Genomic DNA, 17,796 nt, shown 5'->3' with positions numbered 1-17,796 from the left:
CCCCCACCCCTGTCCCCTCCCCGCAAGGGGGAGGGAGACGCTTTCACCAGCGCCGGTGTTTTGGTCTCCTCCCCCCTTGCGGGGGAGGGACAGGGTGGGGGGTACTCTTCCCGCACCAAGTCGTCCGGTTGGCAGCGAGAACTCTCAAACCAAGTGGTCGTGCTCGGCCAGCTTGGTGAGGATGGGCATGGCCCGCTCCACCGCTTTGACGTGCGCCGGATGCGCCAGGTAGCGCTCCATGGCGGCCATGTCGTCGAAATGCGCGATCAGGCAGAAGCGGAAGGAGCCCGGGCGCTTGCCGAGATCCTCGACCAGCGACCAGTCGCGGATCTCGTCAATCGCGGCCGGCAGGGTGTTGAGCCCTGCGATCACCGCCTGGATTTCTGCTTCCGGGGCGGTTTCGGCATAGTCGAACAGGACGACGTGCTTGACCGTCATCAGGCTTTCGCCTTCAGCGAGGCGAGGTGCTCGGCCCAGGGCAGGTCTTCGCCGTCGTGCAGGTGCCCCCAGCGGCCATGCTCGGGCATCACGCCGTAATAGTAGACTGCGACCATTTCCTTGGTGACCTTCAGCGAGTGGTAGTCGCCCGCCTTGGTCAGCAGCATGTCGCCGGGGCCGAGATGGTAGGGCTTGCCCTCGCTCATCGCGTCGCCTTCGCCCGAGATGATGATCCAGTACTCGTGGCAATCGTGGAAATGGTGCTCGACCTCGGCGCCGACCTTGAGGTGGCTGATGCCGTAGTTCTGGGTTTCGCTCCAGTTGGGGAAGTTCTTCTCGGTGGCGGTGGTCTTAGGCATGGCGTCTCTTCTTGTGCTGTTCGATGAGAGAGAGGAGTTCGGCAACGGCCGCAGCGGCAAAGGCGGGATCGTTGATGTGAAGGTCGAGCTCAGTGAGCCGCACCTGCGGTGCGAGGTGCCGGCGGAAAGCCTCGAGCAGCGCCTCGTCGGCGGCGCGATCGAAGAAAGGCTGGCCCTCGGCGTCGAGCGCCGAGACGCCGCGCAGCGGAAACAGCAGGGCGACCGGGCCGGCGGCACGGTTCAACTTCTCGGCCATGCGGCGGCCGATCGTTGCATTCTCTTCCGGCGTGGTGCGCATCAGCGCCACATTGGCGTTGTGCTGGTGGATCAGCCGGGAGGCGTGGCGCTCGGGCACCGGCACGCCGAAGAAGTTCGCCATATCCAACGCCCCGGGGGCGATGACCTGCGGGATGCCGGCGCGCGCTGCGGCGCCGAGCCGGTCCGGGCCGGCCGAGAGGTTGCCGCCGGCGATCTCGTCGGCCCATTCGGTGGTGGTGAGGTCGAGCACTGCTTCGAACAGGCCATCGGCGATCAGCGATTCCATAGTCTGGCCGCCGATCCCGGTGGCGTGAAAGGGAACCAGCGTGTAGCCCGCCACGGCGAGCAGGGCGTGCGCCTGTTCGACGGCCGGCGTCGTTACCCCGAACTGCGTCGCAGCGATGAGACGTTGCGCCGGCAGCCGGCTCGGGGCGGCCTGGGCTTTCGCCATGGCGGCAATAGCGGCGGCGGCGTTGCGCAGCACCGGTTCGCTGATCGGATTGAGGCCGGCGAAATCCACCACCGAGTTGATCATGGTGATGTCCTTGGTGCCGACATAGGAGCGGACATCGGAGGCGGCGACGGTCGAGACCATCACCTTGGGCAAGCCGAAGGGCAGGGCGCGCATAGCTGCGGTACCGACAGCCGTGCCACCCGAGCCGCCGATGGCGATGACGCCGGCAAGCTGGCCCCGCGCATGGGCGAGGCCGGCCCAGGCAGCGGCGCCCCGCATCATGGTGTCGATCGCTGCGGCGCGATCGCGGGTTGCCGCCAGGTGCTCGAGCGAGCCGCTGCCGAGCCGTGCCAGCGTATCGGCAGTGACATCGGGCGCAAAGCCCGGCGTGCCGATGCCGAAATCCACCACCTCTACCGCCACCCCGGCAGCCGTGATCTGGTCGCGCAGGTAGCGCGCTTCGTCGGCCTTGGTGTCGAGCGACACGATGAGCGCAACGGTCGGCATCTCAGCGGGTGCGCAGCTGGGTGAAGGCGAAGGTGTTGGCGCGCAGCGGCTCCTCGATCGGCAGGCGTTCCATGCTGGAGGCGCCGACGAAACCGTCGACTTCGACCAGCTTGAACAGCTTCTCGGCATCGGCCGGGCCGGCAATCGGTCCGCCATGCGCGACGACGAAGACGTCGCTGCGGGCCTTGCGGCTGGCTTCGGCAATCGCCGCCACGCCCTTGACCGCTTCATCCATGGCGATGGCGTGCTGCGCCCCGATGGCCCCACCGACGGTGAGCCCCATATGGGCGACAATCATGTCGACGCCGGCGCCGATCATCGCCACCGCCTCATCCGGGGTCGCGACATAGGCAGTGGTGACGAGGCCCAGGCCGCTGGCGATGCGGATCATTCCGACTTCCTTGTCGAAGCCGAGACCACCGGCCTCGAGATCGGCGCGCATGCGGCCGTCGATCACCGCGACGGTGGGGTAGTTGATCACCCCGGCAAAGCCGGCTTCCACCACGTTGGGCAGGAAATGGCTCATCCGGCGGGTCGGGTCGAACCCGCAGACACCGGCGATAACGTTGGCGTCGGGTACCACCGGCATCACTTCGCGCTCGCCCATTTCCATGACGATGGCATTGGCATCTCCGAAGGGGAGGTGCCCCACCCACGAGCTCAGCCCCTGCATGCGGAAGCGGCCCGAATTGTAGATGAAGATCAGGTCGGCGCCGCCCTGGTGCAGGAACTTCGCCGAAATGCCGGTGCCGGCGCCCGCGCCGATAATGGCGCGGCCGTCGGCCCGCTTCGCCTCGAGCCCGGCAAGAATGTCGTCGCGCCTGCTCATCGCTTGCCGAAGAACTCGGCGCCGAGCGCCATCTTCATCGTGCCGAGATTGTCGCGTCCCGAACTCCACGGTTCCTTGCCGGCAATGAGGCAGTCGACGAAATGCTCGAATGGCCGGTTGAAGCCCATGGTCTCGCCATCGAACGAGGCCAACCATTCGTGGCCTTCGGCATGGGCCCGATAGACGCCATAGCGGCCATCGATCTCGTCGACGACCAGCGTCTCGGTGTCGAACTCGATGCGCCACTTGCCGCCCCACGGGGTGCGCGGCGCCCGGCCGACAAGGCTGCCGGTATAGGTGAAGGGGAAGTCGGTGCTGTCGCCACGCATGTCGAACAGCGCCTCGATGGCGCCGCCGCCGGCATATTGCGAGTTGGCCGGCTGCCACTCGCGCACATAGCCGCCGACCGCATCGGCATCGAACATGGCGCGGCAGAGATCGAAGTGATGCACCGCCATTTCGAGCCCCATGACGTGGGTCATGGCGTGCTGGTAGGGCTTGCCGGCCCAATCGCACCAGAACTCGCCGACCACCGAGACGACGCCGCCATAGCGGCGGTCGTGCACCATGTCGCGGATCAGCAGGGCGCCGGGGAAGAACCGGTAGTTCTGGCTGACCATCACCGTCACACCCTGCTGCGCAGCACGGGCAACGATGTCCTCGCTGTCGGCATAGCTGATGGTGAAGGGCTTTTCGACCAGGGCGTTGAGCCCCAGGGCAACGGCGTTCCTGAGGATATCGGCATGCACGGTCGAGTGGGCGGTGACGACGACGGCGTCGAGCCCCGCCTTTGCCGCTGCGTCGAGGGTGGTGAACTTCGGCACGGCGGCATGGTTGGCCAGCCAGGCCGATTCCTTGCCGCTGCCGATCAGCGGATCGACGATGGCGGCAAACTCCACATTGGCGTCGGTGGCGATGGTCTGCGCCCACACATTGCCGAGGCCACCGGCCCCGACCAGGGCGATGCGCGGCCGGGTGTTCGATTTCGTATCAGTCACTGCTCATCCCTTGTGGCGTTGTCAGCCCTTGAGCCCAGTCATGGTGATGCTGGTCATGAAGTAGCGTTGGGTGAAGAAGAAGACGATGATCACCGGGATGATCACCACGGTCGCGGCCGCCATCAACAGGCTCCACTGGCTGGTGTACAGCCCGACGAACTGGCTAAGGCCAAGCGCTACCGTGTATTTTTCCGACGAGTTGATGTAGACGAGCGGATCGACGAAGTCGTTCCAGGCGCCGAGCCCGGAAAGGATCGCCACCACCAGCAGGGCCGGCCGGCTGAGCGGCAGCACGATGTACCAGAACACCTGGACAATGTGCGCCCCATCGATGATCGCCGCCTCGTCGAGTTCCTTGGGCAGCGCCTTGAAGAACTGGCGCAGCAGGAAAATGTAGAACACGTTGGTGCCCAGCCAATGCGGCACGATCAGCGGCACATAGGTATCGACGAAGCCCAGCCCCGACCAGATCAGGAAGGTCGGGATCAGCGTGATGACATAAGGCAGCATCAGCGTCGCCATCAGCACGGCAAAGATCTGGTCGCGGAACGGCCAGTTGAGGCGCGCAAAGGCATAGGCGGCGAGCGACGAGCTGAACAGCGTGCCGACAATGGTCGGCACCACCACCAGCGCCGAGTTCCACAAATACAGGAAGAACGGGATGGTGGTGAGCGCGTCGGGGTAGTTGTGCCAGGCAAAGGGGTTGGGGATCCACTCGGGCGGAAAGATGAAGATCTGCCCCATTTCCATCAGCGACGAGCGCGCCAGCCAGGCCAGCGGCAGGATCATCGCGATGCTCAGCAGCACGCAGAGGAGGAAGGCGAGGCGCCGCTTGTTCACCCCGGGCGTGTTGCGGACGAGGCTGTCGCCGATCGAAGTGTCGTTTTCCATGGCGCTCATCAGTCATCGCCTCCGCGATAGAACACCCATTTGTTGGATGTCCGGAAGATCAGGTAGCTCAGCACTGAGATGATGATGAACAGGGCCCAGGCCAGCGCCGAGGCGTAGCCCATCTGCGAGTCCTGGAAGGCCTTGCGGTAGATCCAGAACACGAAGAACAGACTGCCATTATTGGGGCCGCCATTGGTCATGATGAACGGCTGCACGAAGGTCTGGAACGCGGCGACCATCGAGATCATCAGGTTGAACAGGATAGTCGGCGTCATCATCGGCAGGGTGATGTGCACCAGCTTGTGCCAGGCGTTGGAGCCGTCGATATCGGCGGCCTCATAGAGCTCCTTGGGCACTTCCTGGAGGCCCGCGAGGAAGATGATCATCATCGGGCCGACACCCCAGATGCTCATGAACACGAGCGATGGGACCACCTGGTCCTCGCTGAAAATGTATTGCAGCTTGGGGATGCCCACGGCGCCGAGCACGGAATTGAACAGGCCGAAATCGGGGTTGAACATCCACAGCCAGATCACGGTCGAAGCGATGATCGGCACGATCGAGGGGATGTAGAAGATGGTGCGGAAGATGCCGAGGCCCGGGATGCGCTGATTGAGCAGCGTCGCGAGGAAGAAGGCGAAGGCCATGCTCACCGGCACCGAGACCAGCGTGTAATAGGCCGTGACCTGCAGCGAGCGCCAGAACAGCGGATCGGCGAACAGCATCTTTTCGAAGTTGTCGAGCCCGACCCAGTGCGCGTCGCCGACGGCGCTCCAGTCGGTCATCGAGATATAGAGGCTGAACAGGATGGGCATCGCCTTGAGCAGCACGAAGCCGAGAATGGCGGGCGTGGCGAAGATCAGCGCCCAGGTGATCTCGGAGCGACGGCGCGGGCTCATCCTCGCCCGGGCGCCGGTCGTGACGGAGCGGCCCGAAGGCCGCTCCGTCAGCATCACTCCGTCAGGGGAGGAGGAGTTCGTCATTGCTTACCAGCGGCCCTGCATCATCGGCTGCGCCGTGGCGACAGCCTTGTCCATGGCGTCCTGAGCGGTCGCCTTGTTGTTCATGATCTGCTGGATGTTGGGTTCAACAGCCTCGCTCATGATCTGCCCGATATTCTTCAGCTGATAGACCGGAGCCTGCTGCGGTGCATGGTTCAGCGTGTAGTCGACGATGGCGTCCATCGCTTCGGGCGGATAGGCGCTGCCTTCGGCCTGCACCCAGGTCTTGAGCAGATCGGGCTCGGTGAAATAGGCCTTCTCGTGCGGCGCCCAGAGGCCCGACTTGAACAGCCCGACCTGCGCCGGATCGGAGATGTACTTGTAGAACTCGTAGGCTTCCTTGGGGTGCTTGGTCTGGCTGAAGATCACCTTGGGCACCGAGAGCACCACGGTCTCGGCGGTCTTCCACTTGGGCAGCACGCCGACGCCCCAGTTGATGCCGAGCTTGGCAAAGTCGGTGACGCGCCACATGCCGTCCATGCTCATGGCGACCTTGCGCGACTGCATCAGCACGTCGCCGGTGGGCAGGCTCGAGGTCTGGGTCGGGTTGGGCATGACGTGATCGACGTAGATCAGGTCCTGGAACCCCTGCAGGGCTTCAACCGCCTCGGGAGAGTTGAGGGTGAGCGCGGTGCCGTCCTCGTTGGCGAACTGGCCGCCATTGGACATCACGTAGGGGTACCAGCCACCCCACCAGGAGGGCAGCGTCACGCCGAAAGTGTCGATGGCATTGGGGTCGAAGGCCGGGTCGGTGGCGTTCTTGCCCGAACGATCCTTGGTCAAGAGCTTGGCGTTGTCGACGAACTGCTGCCAGGTCCAGGCCTCGTCGGCCTTGGCCGGCGGGTAGGGCACGCCGGCGGCGTCGAACACATCCTTGTTGTAGTAGATCAGCATGACGCCGGTGGCGAGGCCGGTGCCCATCAAGGTGTCGCCGGCCTTGTAGATGGTCGACTTGATGTATTGCTGGTCGGGCGTCTCGCCCATATAGGGCGACAGATCGAGGATCTTGCCTTCGGTGGCCCACTGGAAAGCCTGGTTCTCACCGAGATAGCCGATATCGGGCGCCGTGTTCGACGCGATCATAGTGGTCAGTTTCTGCACGTAGTTGGTGCCGGTCGCCGGAATATGCATCGGCTTGACCTGGATACACGGGTTGTTGGTGTTCCAGTTCTTCACCGCGTTTTCGATGTCGTTCTTCTCGTTCACCGAGCCCCAGAAGGTGAAGGTCAGGTCGACCTTCTCGCAGTCCTGGGCGAGGACCGGGGTGGCCGCTGCCAGGCCCGTCGCCAGTGCGACTGCTCCAGCCAGCGCCAACGCCTTGCGGCGCGAAAACGTCGTCATGTCGGTATTCCCTCCCTGTTGTGATCGGCTGGTTCACTGTCGTCCGGTTGTCCCGGCCCTCGACAGATTGTACCGATCGGTCAGTACACGATTAGAGACGCTTCGGCGGCTTGTCAATCAGCCGAAGCGCCGCCGGGTTACTCGGCTGCGGCCGCCGCATTGCGGCGCAGCGGCACGGTGTAGGTAGTGGCGGTGCCGGTGAGGCAGACGTCGCCTTCGGCATTGCGGATGGTGGTGGTCAGGGTGACGATCGGCTTGTCCTCGCGGACCTTTGTCACCTCGACGCGGCCGGTGATTTCCTCGTCGACGCCGACCGCCTTGGAGAACTTCCATTCGACCCCGAGAAACACTGTTCCCGGGCCTGGCAGGTCCTCGGCGACGATAGCGTTGAGGATGCCGGACGTGACGCCGCCCTGGACGATCAGCTTGCCGAACACCGTGCTTTCGGCCAGTTCGCGGTCGTAATGCAGCGGATTGCGGTCGCCGGTCATCTCGGTGAACGCCTCGATGTCGCGCATGGTGACGCGGCGGGATCGCTCGGCAAAACTGCCGACGGCAGGCATGCCCTTGATCGTTCCGGCCCAGCCGGGCGGAGATTTGTCGTCAGACACGTTCAGTGCCTCCAATAAGAATCTGTACCGACTGGTCGAGCCTGAACAGGGGTGTTACGATCTGTTGCACAAGGACCAGGCGGCGCCATCGCGTGCACAACATACTGAAGATGCTGACATTTCGTGCCCTCCTTGTCCTCGATGGGCCACGCCAGCTTTGCGCTTGTATCGTGGTGACCGATCGGTACAATAGAAGCGATGAGAGACCGCGGTCAACCCGGCCGTTGCGATCTGTGGATTGACCGGTCTGTGAAACTTGGCCAAACACAGCGCAGGCGCGTCAGTGTCGGACGGAACGAGTCTAGATGAACGAGCAAATGACCAGGCCGCAGGCGGACAAGGGCGATGGCCGCAAAGTGTCGCCGACCCGGCTCAAGGTGCTGCAGGTGGCGGCGAACCTGTTCGCCGACCGGGGCTATTCAGGCGTCGGCGTGAACGAGATCAGCGAAGCGACGGGCCTGGGGCGCGGGGCGCTCTACTATCACATCTCGAGCAAGGAAGACCTGCTCTACGACATCACCACCGCCTACATGTCGGACCTGATCACCGATGGCCGCGCCATCGCCGATGCCGAGACCGATCCGGTGGAACGGGTGCGGGCGCTGAGCCGGGCGCTGATGATGACCATCTCCGAGCACCTGTCGGAAATGACCGTCTGTTTCCGCGAGCTGCACGCCTTGACCGACGAGCGGCGCCGCGCCGTCACGGGCCTTCATTCCGACTACCAGGCCATCTGGGCCATGGCGCTCGCCGACGGGCTCACCAAGGGCGTGTTCAAGCCGACTCCCAGCGTGGTGCTGAAGGGCCTGCTCGGCATGTATTTCTACAGCTTCCTCTGGCTCACGCCGCGCGGCCCGCAAAACGCTGCCGACATCGGCAATGCCTTCGCCGATGTGGTGCTGAACTCGGTGCGCAAGTAGCGGCCGCTTTCCACTGCGATGGCCTCGGGCGCATGGTCTCTGAGCCAGAAGCGGGCGAGCGCCTCAGGGGCGCAGCTGAGGGGTGACGACCGGCCCTCCGGTCTGCCGCCGCATTTCGGCGAGACCCGCCGCGGCGGCAGGTAAGCGCCCGCATCACCCTGCCTGCCGGTCGCGAAACTGCCCCGGGGACAGCCCGGTCTCGCGCCGGAAGAATTTGGCGAAGTTCGTTGCCTCGTCGAAGCCGAGACTCTCCGAAATCAGGAACACCGGCCGCTCGGTATGGGCGAGGAGGCGCTTTGCTTCGAGGGTGAGCCGCTGGGCGATCACCTGCTTGGCGGTGCGTCCGGTGACCTCGAGCGCCGAGCGGGTGAGGCTCTTTTCGGTGCAGGCGAGCGCATCGGCATAGTGCGCGACATGGTGCCAGGCGGTGAACTGCTGCTCCAGCAGCGCCCGGAACTTCAGGAACCGCTGCCGGCCGCGGCTGCGGCTGCCGACGCCGGCTGCGGCGCGATCGTGAAGCAGGGTGAGGCGCAGCAGCAGAGCACACAGCTGGTAGCGCAACAGCGCGTGCAGTTCGCGCGCCTGGGCGTCGCTCGCCGCATCCTGCTGCATGCGGCTGATGCTGTCGGCGACGGGCGCGAAATCCGCGGGCGAAAACTGCAGATGATCGGGCAGGCGATCGAGGCCCAGGGCAGGGATGAGCTCGGAGATGGCTTCGGACCCGGATGGCAGGAACTCGGGCCGGAAAATGACCATCCATCCCTCCCAGTCGAGCCCGCCGAAATTGTGCACCTGGCCCGGCCGGAGCACGAGGACCGATCCGGCAGCGCAGGCGATCGGCTCGAAATCCACCAGTTGGGTCACTTCGCCCGCGGTCACCGAGATCAGGGTGTAAAAGCTGAAGCGATGGGTGGTGAGGAGCTCGGCCGCAGTCTCGCGCTGCCTGAGGCTCACAAAGGGGAAGACTTCAAGATCGAGCGGGCGCCCCTTCGGCGTGTAGTCGAGCCACTTCGCATCCTGGCGATTTCGGGCCATGGCGCTGCACTCCTCCGGCGCAGCTGAATGTCCGATAATTATCAGAAACAGGCAAGTTCGAACCGCGACCGGCCGAATGTGTTCCGGTTATTACCCTGCTCAAGCGCGAACCTATCGCGCTCCAACCGGAAAACAGGAGCAAGCAAATGAGCAATATCGACATCGCCAAGGGTTACATCAAAGCCGTGCAGAGCGGCGATCAGGCGGCGCTGGCGGGGCTGTTCGCGCCGCAACTGGTCTGGCACCAGCCGGGCAATAACCAGTTCGCCGGCACCCGGCACGGCATGGCCGAGTTCGGCGCCATGATGGGCGGGATGATGACAAGATCCGGTGGCAGCTTTGCCATCACCCAGGCCCATCGCTACCTCGCCAATGGCGATCTCGTCGCCATCGAAATCGAGTTCGCCGGCCAGCGCGACGGCGCCAGGCTCGACCAGCCCGGCATCGACCTGCTGCGCATCGCCGACGGCAAGATCGTCGAAGTGTGGCTGTTCTCGTCGAACCCCGAACAGGAAGATGCGTTCTGGGGGAGGTGAGGCCTGCGCCTGGTCGTCCCGGCGCAGGTTCATACGCGCTAAGGGCTGTACCCCCATCCACCGGGTCATTCCCGCGAAAGCGGGAACCTCTGTTTTCTTGGCCTGCCGCACGATCGCAAACGGAGGTCCCCGCTTTCGCGGGGATGACACCGAGTTTGGGGGACTTGCAGAGCCTTGGCTCGCATACCCAGCCTACGGCCAAAGCCGCTGCGTTTGCCAGGCGCCCCCCGAACGCGTGTAGCGCAGGCGGACGTGGCGGCGGTCGGTGCGGCCTTGCCAGAACTCGACGCTCGTCGGCTCGACCACATAGAGGGTCCAGCTCGCCGAGGTCGCCGCCACCTCGCTCCGCTGCCGCGCCAGCGCCGCTTCGAACTCGGCGTTCAGTTCGGCGATGTCCGAGAGCGGCTGACTCTGGCGTTGCAACGCGGCGATGGCGCGTGCCGTTGGCGAGCGCTTCAGGAAATCGGCCTCCGAGCTCTGGCGCTCGGTCGGTTTTGCTGTGCCGCGGATGCGCACCTGCTGGCCGAGGCGCGGCCAGTAGAAGGTGAGGGCGACGCTGGGGTGTTCGGCAATCTGGCGCCCCTTGGGGCTCCCCGCATCGGCGGCAAAATAACAGCCGGCCTCGTCGACATCCTTGAGGATCAGCACGCGGGCATCCGGGTCGCCGTCGGCGTCGACCGTTGAGAGCGTCATGGCGTGCGGCTCGAGCAGGCCGGCGTCGATGGCGAAGCCGAGCCAGTCGAGGAACAGGCTTTGCGGGTCGGCCGGCGCGTCCTCGGTTCTGAACGGCCATAGCGGGCCGGCAAGGCTGGGCAGGCGGCGCAGCCGGTCGCGTGTGGTGGTCGCTTCTATGTCAGACATGCTCACAGCCGCCCGACGATCAGCCGGAGCGAACCATCGAATTCCGGCGCGCTGCGCAGGTGGCCGTAGCGTCGGTCCCAGGTGCCATCGGTGAGGTCGCACCCGAGCGTTGCAACGAAGCGCTCGGCCACCACCGGCGCGACAAAATTCCAGGCGGAATTGGCGAGGCGGGCGCCGGGTTCGAGCAGCCGCTCCGGCCGGCCGTAATAGGCTTCGCCGAAACCATCGACGCAATCGCGCGGGATCGGCACCGGGATCACCTCGACCTTGCCGCCGAGCGCCTCGGTGATCCTGGGCAGCGGCGGGTAGCGGCGTGCTTCCACCGCAATGGCTTCGGGGGCGTAGTCATTGAGCCAGAAGCGGTCGAGCGCTTCGGGATCGCAACTGAGGATGGCGATTGGACCGCGGGTGACGCGCCGGACTTCGGCAAGCCCGGCCGCGAGGTTCTGCCACTGGTGCACGGTGAAGGTCGCCATGGCGGCGTCGAAGCTCTGATCGGCAAGGGGCAGGTGCTCGGCGGTGGCGTCGATCGCCCCCGGCAGGTGCGTCGGGCGCTGCGCCCGCATCGCGGCCGATGGCTCGACCGCCGTGACCTCACGGTCGAGCGGCTCGTAGGATCCGGCGCCGGCGCCGACATTGAGCACGGTCCGCGCCTCGCCCAATGCGGCGGTGATGAACGCCGCGATGCGCGGTTCCGGTTGCCGGTAGCGGGTGTAGCCGAGGCCGATCCGGCCGTAATCGACATCACCGGCACTGCCATCGTTGGTCCGCTCAGCCATCTCTGCCTCTGTTCGTTCTACTGACATAGGTTTCGGTGGCGGCGAAGAAACATGCTGGCAGCACAGCGGAAAAGCGATAAGTTCGAACAGGCTTTGTTCGGAAAACTCACATGGCACGCCGCATCCCGTCGCTCAATGCGCTCAGGGCCTTCGAGGCCGCCGGCCGGCATGGACGGATGACGCTGGCCGCCGACGAGCTCAACGTGACGCATAGCGCCATCAGCCGGCAGGTGCAGCACCTCGAGGATTTATTGGGCGTGGCGCTGTTCGAGGGGCCGCGCAACCGCATGCAGCTGACCGGCGCCGGCACGCAGCTGCTGGCCGGCCTCGGCACCGCCTTCGACCTGATCGACCAGAGTGTGCGGGCGGTGGCCGACAGTGAGGACGGGCCACTCGATGTCTCGTGCCCGGGCACCTTCACCATGCGCTGGCTGATCCCGCGACTCTACCGCTTCCGCGAGCTTCACCCGGCGATCGAGGTCCGGCTCAGCGCCTCGAGCACGCCGGTGGATTTCGATCGCGACGGGTTCGACGTGGCGATCAGGGCAGGTGCCGGGCCGTGGCCGGATGGGGCAGAGATGGTGCCGCTGTTTGCCGAGGCAACCGGCCCGGTGCTGGCGCCGGCCCTCAAGGCTGCGGCCGACCCGAGTTTTGCCGGCCTGACACTGCTCCACTCGCGCACCCGCCGGCATGCCTGGCGGCAATGGAGCGAGCGCTCGGGGGTGCCGGTCGATGAGCGCGCCGGCAACGAGTACGAGCATTTCTACTTCATGCTCGAGGCCGCCTCGTCAGGCCTCGGCGTGTGCATCGCGCCCTGGCCGCTGGTGGCCGACGACATTCGCTCCGGACGGCTGGTGGCGCCGGCCGGCTTTATCGATAGCGGTCAGCACTATGTGGCGCTCAGGCGCCCCCGGCGGCAGCGCAAGTCGGCCGCGTTCTGCGCCTGGCTGGCCGAGGAAGCGCAGCGGTTCAGCGACGCCGATCCCGGGCAGGTGGTGGCGTAGCCCGTTTAGGTTGCGGCGTCCCGACGGCATGGGATATGTCCGAATGAATAGAACGCCTTCGGGCGCAGGGCGGCCTGGGCCGCCAATCTGGAGATCGAGAGCCATGCAGCAGAACTTCCGCGTTACCCGCACCGATGCCGAATGGCGGGCCCGGCTGACGCCCGAGCAGTTCGAGATCATGCGCGAACACGGTACCGAGGCGCCCGGCAGCTGTGCGCTGCTGCTCGAAAAGCGCCCCGGGACATTCTCCTGCGCCGGCTGCGACACGCCGCTGTTCGAGGGCAAGGTGAAGTTCGAGAGCGGCACCGGCTGGCCCAGCTTCAACGAACCGATCGAAGGCGCGGTGGAAACCTCTGTCGATCGGAGCTACGGCACGGTCCGCACCGAAGTGCATTGCGCCACCTGCGGCTCGCATCTCGGCCACGTTTTCGATGACGGCCCGCCGCCGACGTTCCTGCGCTACTGCATCAACGGCATCGCCATGAATTTCACCCCGACCGGCGGGTGAGGGCCCGCGAGCAGGACATCCGGCGCGACGTAGCGCGACGGGCTACCACTGACGCCGATATTCACCATTGCGTGAGCCTTTAGTTGTCGTTGCCGCCGCGGCAACGCAATAGTCCGCCTCATGTTGCTCAGGCCGTACATTTGGATGATCCTGTTATTGTCGCTGCTGGGCGGCGCGCTTGCCGCCGCCTGGGCGGCTGCCGCGGATCTGCAGGTGATGACGGCGACGGTGTCACTGGCAGACGCGGGTGAGCCGGTCATGGCCGAGAGTGCCCCGATGTTCGACGCCGGTGAGGTCCACGATACCCCACCGCTAATGACCGAGACGGCCTCGGCGGACGTGCTGCCCCTATGGGGCGCGGCGTGGAAGCCGGCCAAGGCGAGCAGCGTGGCGCGCATTCCGCGGTTTCTGCCGGACGAGCCTCCCCGGCGCATCGCCTGACCCCGCGGGCGGTTTGCCGTCCGCCCGTCACGCGCTCCTCGCCTGAGCGTTCCTTCAGCCTCCACGGGGTCGCGCCTGCCGCGACCCAAGCTAACCGGTCGCCCTAGGGCGGACCGGACGGGATGGCCATGCAGATCGAAGTCATTACCCCCGGCGCCCTCGGGCGCGCCGAAGCCGTGCTGTGCCGCGGCTTTCCCAATCGACCACCAGGGTTCTGGACGGGCGTACTCAGGGCGCTGGAGGCCTACCGCGCGGCGCGCGGTGCCGGGCCGATCGGCACGCTGCTGGTCGACCAGGGCGAGGATGTCGGCGTGCTGCTGACGCTCGACAGCCCCGCCGGAGCAGGGGGAAGGCGAAAGCTCAACCTCTCGAGCTGGTTTGTCGACCAGCGGGCCCGGTTCTGGGCCCCGCTGATGTTGCGGGCCGCCGTGGCGGCCGACGAACTGGTGACAGACCTCAGCCCGAGCCGCGAGGTCGAGGCGGTCAACGAACGGCTCGGTGTTACCGCCCGGGTTCGCGGTTCGATGATCGTGCCGACGCTGTTCGACAGTTTCAGACCCTCGGGCGCCCGGCTCAGTCGCGACCTCGCGGACGATGATGGCGAGCTGCTGCGCGACCACCTCGCGATGGGCATGCTCTGCGCCACGCTGATCACGTCGGACGGACAGCGCCAGCCGCTGATCTTCCTCCGCACGCGTTTGCGCGGCCTGCCGGGCGCCCGGCTGATCTATTGCGACAGCCTCAGCCTCGCGCGCCGGCAGCGCGGCGCCATCGCCCGCTTCCTCTTCGCCCAAGGGCTGCTGTTTCTCGAGATCGAGGCGAACCGCACGGCCACCTGGCCGGGCGCGCTTTATGCCGCGCGGCGCTGCCGGGTGTTCGCCAAGGGCGAGCTGCCGGCCGACGCCATCGACCACAGCTACACCGAACTCACTTTCCTTCACCAGCACGCCGCGAGGGCAGCATGATCGACGACGCCAGCACCAGCACCATCATCGAAACCTATCTGCGCCAGCGCTTTCCGGCGCTGCAGCAGCTCACGCCGGAGACCGAACTGCTGGCCGGCGGCCCGGTGGATTCGCTCGGCATGCTCGATCTGATGATGTTCCTCGGCGAGCGCTTCGGCATCGCGCTCGAGGACGCCGACTTCACCCCCGACAACCTGGCCACGCCGGCGCGGCTCGCTGCCTTCGTCGATCAGCGAGGGGTGAGATGAGCGCCGAGCCGCTGCTGGTTCACCATCTGCTCGAGCGCGATGTGGCGGGCGACCGGATCGCCATCATCGATGGCGAGCGACAGCTCAGCTTTGATGGGCTGCGCCGGCGCGCCACCGATTACGCAACGGCCTATCGCGCGGCGGGCGTTGTGTTCGGTGACCGGGTGGCGATCCTGTTGCCCAAATCCATCGAGGAATGCTGCGCCATCTTCGCCAGCAGCCTTGCCGACGCGGTGTTCGTGCCGATCAATCCGCTGCTGAAGCCGATCCAGGTGGCGCATATCGTCACCGATGCCGGTGCACGGATCGTCGTCACCAACCGGGCGTTGGCGCCGCTGCTGGCGGAAGCCCTGGGCCAGGCGCCTGATCTGACCATCCTGATGGTCGAGGATATCGCCGAAACCGGCCGAGAGCCGGCACGCCCGCGGGCGATCGGCGAGGACCTCGCCGCCATCCTTTATACCTCCGGCTCCACCGGCAAGCCGAAGGGGGTGATGCTGAGCCATCGCAACCTCGTGGCGGGCTGCCGGATCGTCCGCACTTATCTCGGCATCACCGGGGAAGATCGCATCCTTTCGGTGCTGCCGTTCAGTTTCGACTATGGCCTGAACCAGCTGCTCACCGCAGCAGAGCAGGGGGCGACGCTGGTGCTGCTGACCTTCCGGCTGGGTGACGACATCGTGCGCGCCATCGAGCGGCACGGCATAACCGGGCTCGCCGGGGTGCCGACGGTGTGGGCCATCCTCACCCGCGGCGCGCCGTTGTTGCCGCGCACCCGGCTGACGACGCTGCGCTACATCACCAACTCGGGCGGCGCGGTGCCGACCGAGACGCTGCGCCGGCTGCGCCACCTGTTGCCCGATACCCGGGTGTTCCTGATGTATGGGCTCACCGAGGCGTTCCGCTCGACCTTCCTGCCGCCCGAAGAATTGGACCGCCGGCCGAACTCGATCGGCCGCGCCATTCCCGAGACCGAAGTGTTTCCGGTGACGGCGGATGGACGTCGCGCCGCGCCCGGCGAGCCGGGCATCCTGGTGCATCGCGGCCCCACGGTGTCGCTCGGCTATTGGCGCCGGCCCGAGGATACGGCGCGGGTGCTGCGGCCCGACCCCCGCACTCCGGCCGAGCGTGGCGGCGTGGTGGTCTGCTATTCGGGTGACATGGTGGTGGAGGACGAGGAGGGGTTCCTCACCTTCGTCGGACGCGCCGATGCGATGATCAAGTCGTCGGGCTACCGCATCAGCCCGACCGAGGTGGAGGAAGTGGTGATGGCGACCGGCGCCTTCCGGCAGGTGGCCGTCATCGGCTTGCCCGATGCCACTGCCGGGCAGCGGGTCCACGCCGTGGCGGTGCCTTCGAGCGAGGCGTGCAGCCCGCCGGCGGTGCTCGCCACCATCGCCGATAAGCTGCCGGCCTATATGGTGCCGCGCGAGATCGAGCTGGTGCCGATGCTGCCGACCACCCCCAATGGCAAGGTCGACTACCCGCATTTGCTGCGCGAGCGCTCGGCATGAGCGGCGCCGATCTCGCGGCAGCTTTGCTGGCCGAGCATTTCGAAGTGCGTGAAGGCGAGCTCCGCATTGGCGGGGTCGCCGTATCGGAGCTGGCGCAACGCTTCGGCACGCCGCTCTTCGCCTATGATGCCGCGGTGATGCGGCGCAGCTACCGCAGGTTGCGCGAGGCGCTACAGGGCTTTGCGGCGATCCACTATTCGGTGAAGGCCAACCCGGCGGTGCCGGTGATCGCGCTGTTCCTCGAGGAGGGCGCGGGCGTCGAGATCGCCTCGATCGGCGAGTATCGGCGGGCCCGGGCGGCCGGGGCCCGTCCCGAAAAGATCCTGTTTGCCGGCCCCGGCAAGCGCAAGGCCGAACTCGAAGAGGCAATTGCCGGCGGGGTCGGGGAAATCCACGTCGAGAGCTTCGAGGAAATCACCCGGCTCGAGGCCATCGGCGCGGCGCTCGGCAAGACGCTGGCCGTGGCGCTGCGGGTCAATCCGGTAGCGGCCGTGCAGGGCGGCGCCATGCGGATGGGCGGCAAACCATCGGCCTTCGGCTTCGACGAGGAGAGCCTCGACGACGTGCTTGCGGCGCTCGCAGCTTGCCCGCACCTTGATCTCGTCGGGTTGCATTTGTTCGCCGGCACGCAGGTGCTGGATGCCGGCGTGCTGCTGGCGCAGTGGGGGCATGGCCTGGCGCTGGCGCGCGAGGTGTCGCAGCGGATCGGCCGGCAGCTCAGCACGGTGGACCTGGGTGGCGGCCTCGGCATTCCCTATTTCCAGGGCGATGCGGCGCTCGATCTCACGGCCATTGCCGCCGGCGTTCCGGCGCTGGCGCGCACGGTGCCCACGGGAACCCGAGTGGTGGTGGAGCCCGGGCGGTACCTCGCCGGGCCGGCCGGCGTCTATGTGATGGCGGTCAACGCCATCAAGCGCTCGCGCGGGCAGACCTTCATTGTCACCGATGGCGGCATGCACCATCACCTCGCCGCCTCCGGCAATCTCGGTCAGGTGATCAAACGCGACTATCCGATCCTTGCGCCGACACGGATCGGTGACCCGGCGGCGCCGCCGGTCAGCGTCGTCGGCCCGCTCTGCACGCCGCTCGACACACTTGGCAGATCCGTGGCGCTGCCAGCGGTCGAAGTCGATGCGCTGATCGCCGTGCTGCAGTCAGGCGCCTATGGTCCGACCGCCAGCCCGGGCGGCTTCCTCAGCCACCCGGCGCCGGCCGAATTGCTGGTCGAGGGCGGGGTGCCTACAGTACTCGGGGACTGATCCAGCTGGACCATGCCATGGTTTGGCGAGCTGCAAAGC

At 66.3% G+C, this 17,796-nt stretch carries 21 protein-coding genes; 9 read left to right on the top strand and 12 right to left on the bottom strand.

Annotation, left to right across the window (positions count from 1 at the left end; genetic code table 11):
• Window positions 1–144: 144 nt before the first annotated feature.
• The 9 genes from VW23_RS27475 to VW23_RS27435 all read right to left on the bottom strand — a co-directional run bounded on the left by VW23_RS27475 (window position 145) and on the right by VW23_RS27435 (window position 7,687).
• Entirely contained in the window at window positions 145–438 is a 294-nt protein-coding gene (locus VW23_RS27475; RefSeq protein ID WP_069912652.1) for a Dabb family protein, read from the bottom strand.
• Window positions 438–797, bottom strand: coding sequence for a cupin domain-containing protein (locus VW23_RS27470; RefSeq protein ID WP_069912651.1), 360 nt, complete (start codon window positions 795–797; stop codon window positions 438–440). The genes VW23_RS27475 and VW23_RS27470 overlap by 1 nt, the downstream gene beginning before the upstream one ends.
• On the bottom strand, window positions 790–2,016 hold the full coding sequence (locus tag VW23_RS27465; protein ID WP_069912650.1) for a Tm-1-like ATP-binding domain-containing protein: 1,227 nt from the start codon (window positions 2,014–2,016) through the stop codon (window positions 790–792). The genes VW23_RS27470 and VW23_RS27465 overlap by 8 nt, the downstream gene beginning before the upstream one ends.
• Window position 2,017: 1 nt before the next feature.
• Window positions 2,018–2,845 carry a phosphoenolpyruvate hydrolase family protein gene (locus VW23_RS27460; RefSeq protein WP_069912649.1) on the bottom strand — a complete coding sequence of 276 codons (828 nt, stop codon included), beginning with the start codon at window positions 2,843–2,845 and terminating at the stop codon, window positions 2,018–2,020.
• Window positions 2,842–3,843, bottom strand: a complete 1,002-nt coding sequence (locus VW23_RS27455; RefSeq protein WP_069912648.1) for a Gfo/Idh/MocA family protein — start codon at window positions 3,841–3,843, stop codon at window positions 2,842–2,844. The genes VW23_RS27460 and VW23_RS27455 overlap by 4 nt, the downstream gene beginning before the upstream one ends.
• 21 nt (window positions 3,844–3,864) lie before the next feature.
• Window positions 3,865–4,743 (bottom strand): carbohydrate ABC transporter permease, encoded by an 879-nt coding sequence (locus VW23_RS27450; protein ID WP_084646539.1) that lies wholly within the window; start codon window positions 4,741–4,743, stop codon window positions 3,865–3,867.
• Window positions 4,743–5,633: a carbohydrate ABC transporter permease gene (locus VW23_RS27445; protein WP_069912660.1), complete on the bottom strand. Its 891-nt coding sequence runs from the start codon at window positions 5,631–5,633 to the stop codon at window positions 4,743–4,745. The genes VW23_RS27450 and VW23_RS27445 overlap by 1 nt, the downstream gene beginning before the upstream one ends.
• Window positions 5,634–5,720: 87 nt before the next feature.
• Window positions 5,721–7,076 (bottom strand): ABC transporter substrate-binding protein, encoded by a 1,356-nt coding sequence (locus tag VW23_RS27440; protein ID WP_069912647.1) that lies wholly within the window; start codon window positions 7,074–7,076, stop codon window positions 5,721–5,723.
• Window positions 7,077–7,213: 137 nt separating this feature from the next.
• A complete protein-coding gene (locus VW23_RS27435; RefSeq protein ID WP_244513751.1) occupies window positions 7,214–7,687 on the bottom strand; it encodes a MaoC family dehydratase in 474 nt (157 codons plus the stop codon).
• 305 nt (window positions 7,688–7,992) lie between these two features.
• Here VW23_RS27435 and VW23_RS27430 point away from each other — a divergent pair, with 305 nt between their 5' ends.
• Window positions 7,993–8,607 carry a TetR/AcrR family transcriptional regulator gene (locus VW23_RS27430; protein WP_244513750.1) on the top strand — a complete coding sequence of 205 codons (615 nt, stop codon included), beginning with the start codon at window positions 7,993–7,995 and terminating at the stop codon, window positions 8,605–8,607.
• A gap of 153 nt (window positions 8,608–8,760) precedes the next feature.
• On the opposite strand, the gene VW23_RS27425 is transcribed toward VW23_RS27430, so the two are convergent.
• Window positions 8,761–9,642, bottom strand: a complete 882-nt coding sequence (locus VW23_RS27425) for an AraC family transcriptional regulator (protein WP_069912646.1) — start codon at window positions 9,640–9,642, stop codon at window positions 8,761–8,763.
• A gap of 146 nt (window positions 9,643–9,788) precedes the next feature.
• Between VW23_RS27425 and VW23_RS27420 the strand changes: the two genes are divergently transcribed.
• Entirely contained in the window at window positions 9,789–10,178 is a 390-nt protein-coding gene (locus tag VW23_RS27420) for a nuclear transport factor 2 family protein (RefSeq protein ID WP_069912645.1), read from the top strand.
• 192 nt (window positions 10,179–10,370) lie between these two features.
• On the opposite strand, the gene VW23_RS27415 is transcribed toward VW23_RS27420, so the two are convergent.
• Together VW23_RS27415 and VW23_RS27410 are read right to left on the bottom strand one after the other, a co-directional pair.
• Window positions 10,371–11,039, bottom strand: coding sequence for a pyridoxine/pyridoxamine 5'-phosphate oxidase (locus VW23_RS27415; protein WP_069912644.1), 669 nt, complete (start codon window positions 11,037–11,039; stop codon window positions 10,371–10,373).
• A gap of 2 nt (window positions 11,040–11,041) precedes the next feature.
• Window positions 11,042–11,818: a class I SAM-dependent methyltransferase gene (locus VW23_RS27410; protein WP_069912643.1), complete on the bottom strand. Its 777-nt coding sequence runs from the start codon at window positions 11,816–11,818 to the stop codon at window positions 11,042–11,044.
• Between the two features lie 110 nt (window positions 11,819–11,928).
• Between VW23_RS27410 and VW23_RS27405 the strand changes: the two genes are divergently transcribed.
• The 7 genes from VW23_RS27405 to VW23_RS27375 all read left to right on the top strand — a co-directional run bounded on the left by VW23_RS27405 (window position 11,929) and on the right by VW23_RS27375 (window position 17,757).
• Window positions 11,929–12,822: a LysR substrate-binding domain-containing protein gene (locus tag VW23_RS27405; RefSeq protein WP_069912642.1), complete on the top strand. Its 894-nt coding sequence runs from the start codon at window positions 11,929–11,931 to the stop codon at window positions 12,820–12,822.
• Window positions 12,823–12,925: 103 nt separating this feature from the next.
• Window positions 12,926–13,330, top strand: coding sequence for a peptide-methionine (R)-S-oxide reductase MsrB (msrB, locus tag VW23_RS27400; RefSeq protein ID WP_069912641.1), 405 nt, complete (start codon window positions 12,926–12,928; stop codon window positions 13,328–13,330).
• A 120-nt stretch (window positions 13,331–13,450) separates the two neighbouring features.
• Window positions 13,451–13,771, top strand: a complete 321-nt coding sequence (locus VW23_RS27395) for a hypothetical protein (RefSeq protein WP_069912640.1) — start codon at window positions 13,451–13,453, stop codon at window positions 13,769–13,771.
• 128 nt (window positions 13,772–13,899) lie between these two features.
• Window positions 13,900–14,736, top strand: coding sequence for a hypothetical protein (locus VW23_RS27390; protein ID WP_141728528.1), 837 nt, complete (start codon window positions 13,900–13,902; stop codon window positions 14,734–14,736).
• The gene (locus tag VW23_RS27385; RefSeq protein WP_069912638.1) at window positions 14,733–14,984 is read left to right on the top strand and encodes an acyl carrier protein; all 252 of its coding nucleotides are present in this window, start codon (window positions 14,733–14,735) and stop codon (window positions 14,982–14,984) included. Before VW23_RS27390 ends, VW23_RS27385 begins: the two co-directional genes overlap by 4 nt.
• Window positions 14,981–16,498, top strand: coding sequence for an AMP-binding protein (locus tag VW23_RS27380; RefSeq protein ID WP_069912637.1), 1,518 nt, complete (start codon window positions 14,981–14,983; stop codon window positions 16,496–16,498). Before VW23_RS27385 ends, VW23_RS27380 begins: the two co-directional genes overlap by 4 nt.
• Window positions 16,495–17,757, top strand: coding sequence for a type III PLP-dependent enzyme (locus VW23_RS27375; protein WP_069912636.1), 1,263 nt, complete (start codon window positions 16,495–16,497; stop codon window positions 17,755–17,757). The genes VW23_RS27380 and VW23_RS27375 overlap by 4 nt, the downstream gene beginning before the upstream one ends.
• Window positions 17,758–17,796: the final 39 nt, after the last annotated feature.

The sequence above is a fragment of the Devosia insulae DS-56 genome (assembly GCF_000970465.2).
In the GTDB taxonomy this organism is placed as follows: Bacteria; Pseudomonadota; Alphaproteobacteria; order Rhizobiales; family Devosiaceae; genus Devosia_A; species Devosia_A insulae.
This window is presented reverse-complemented; position numbering and strand designations above follow the sequence as displayed.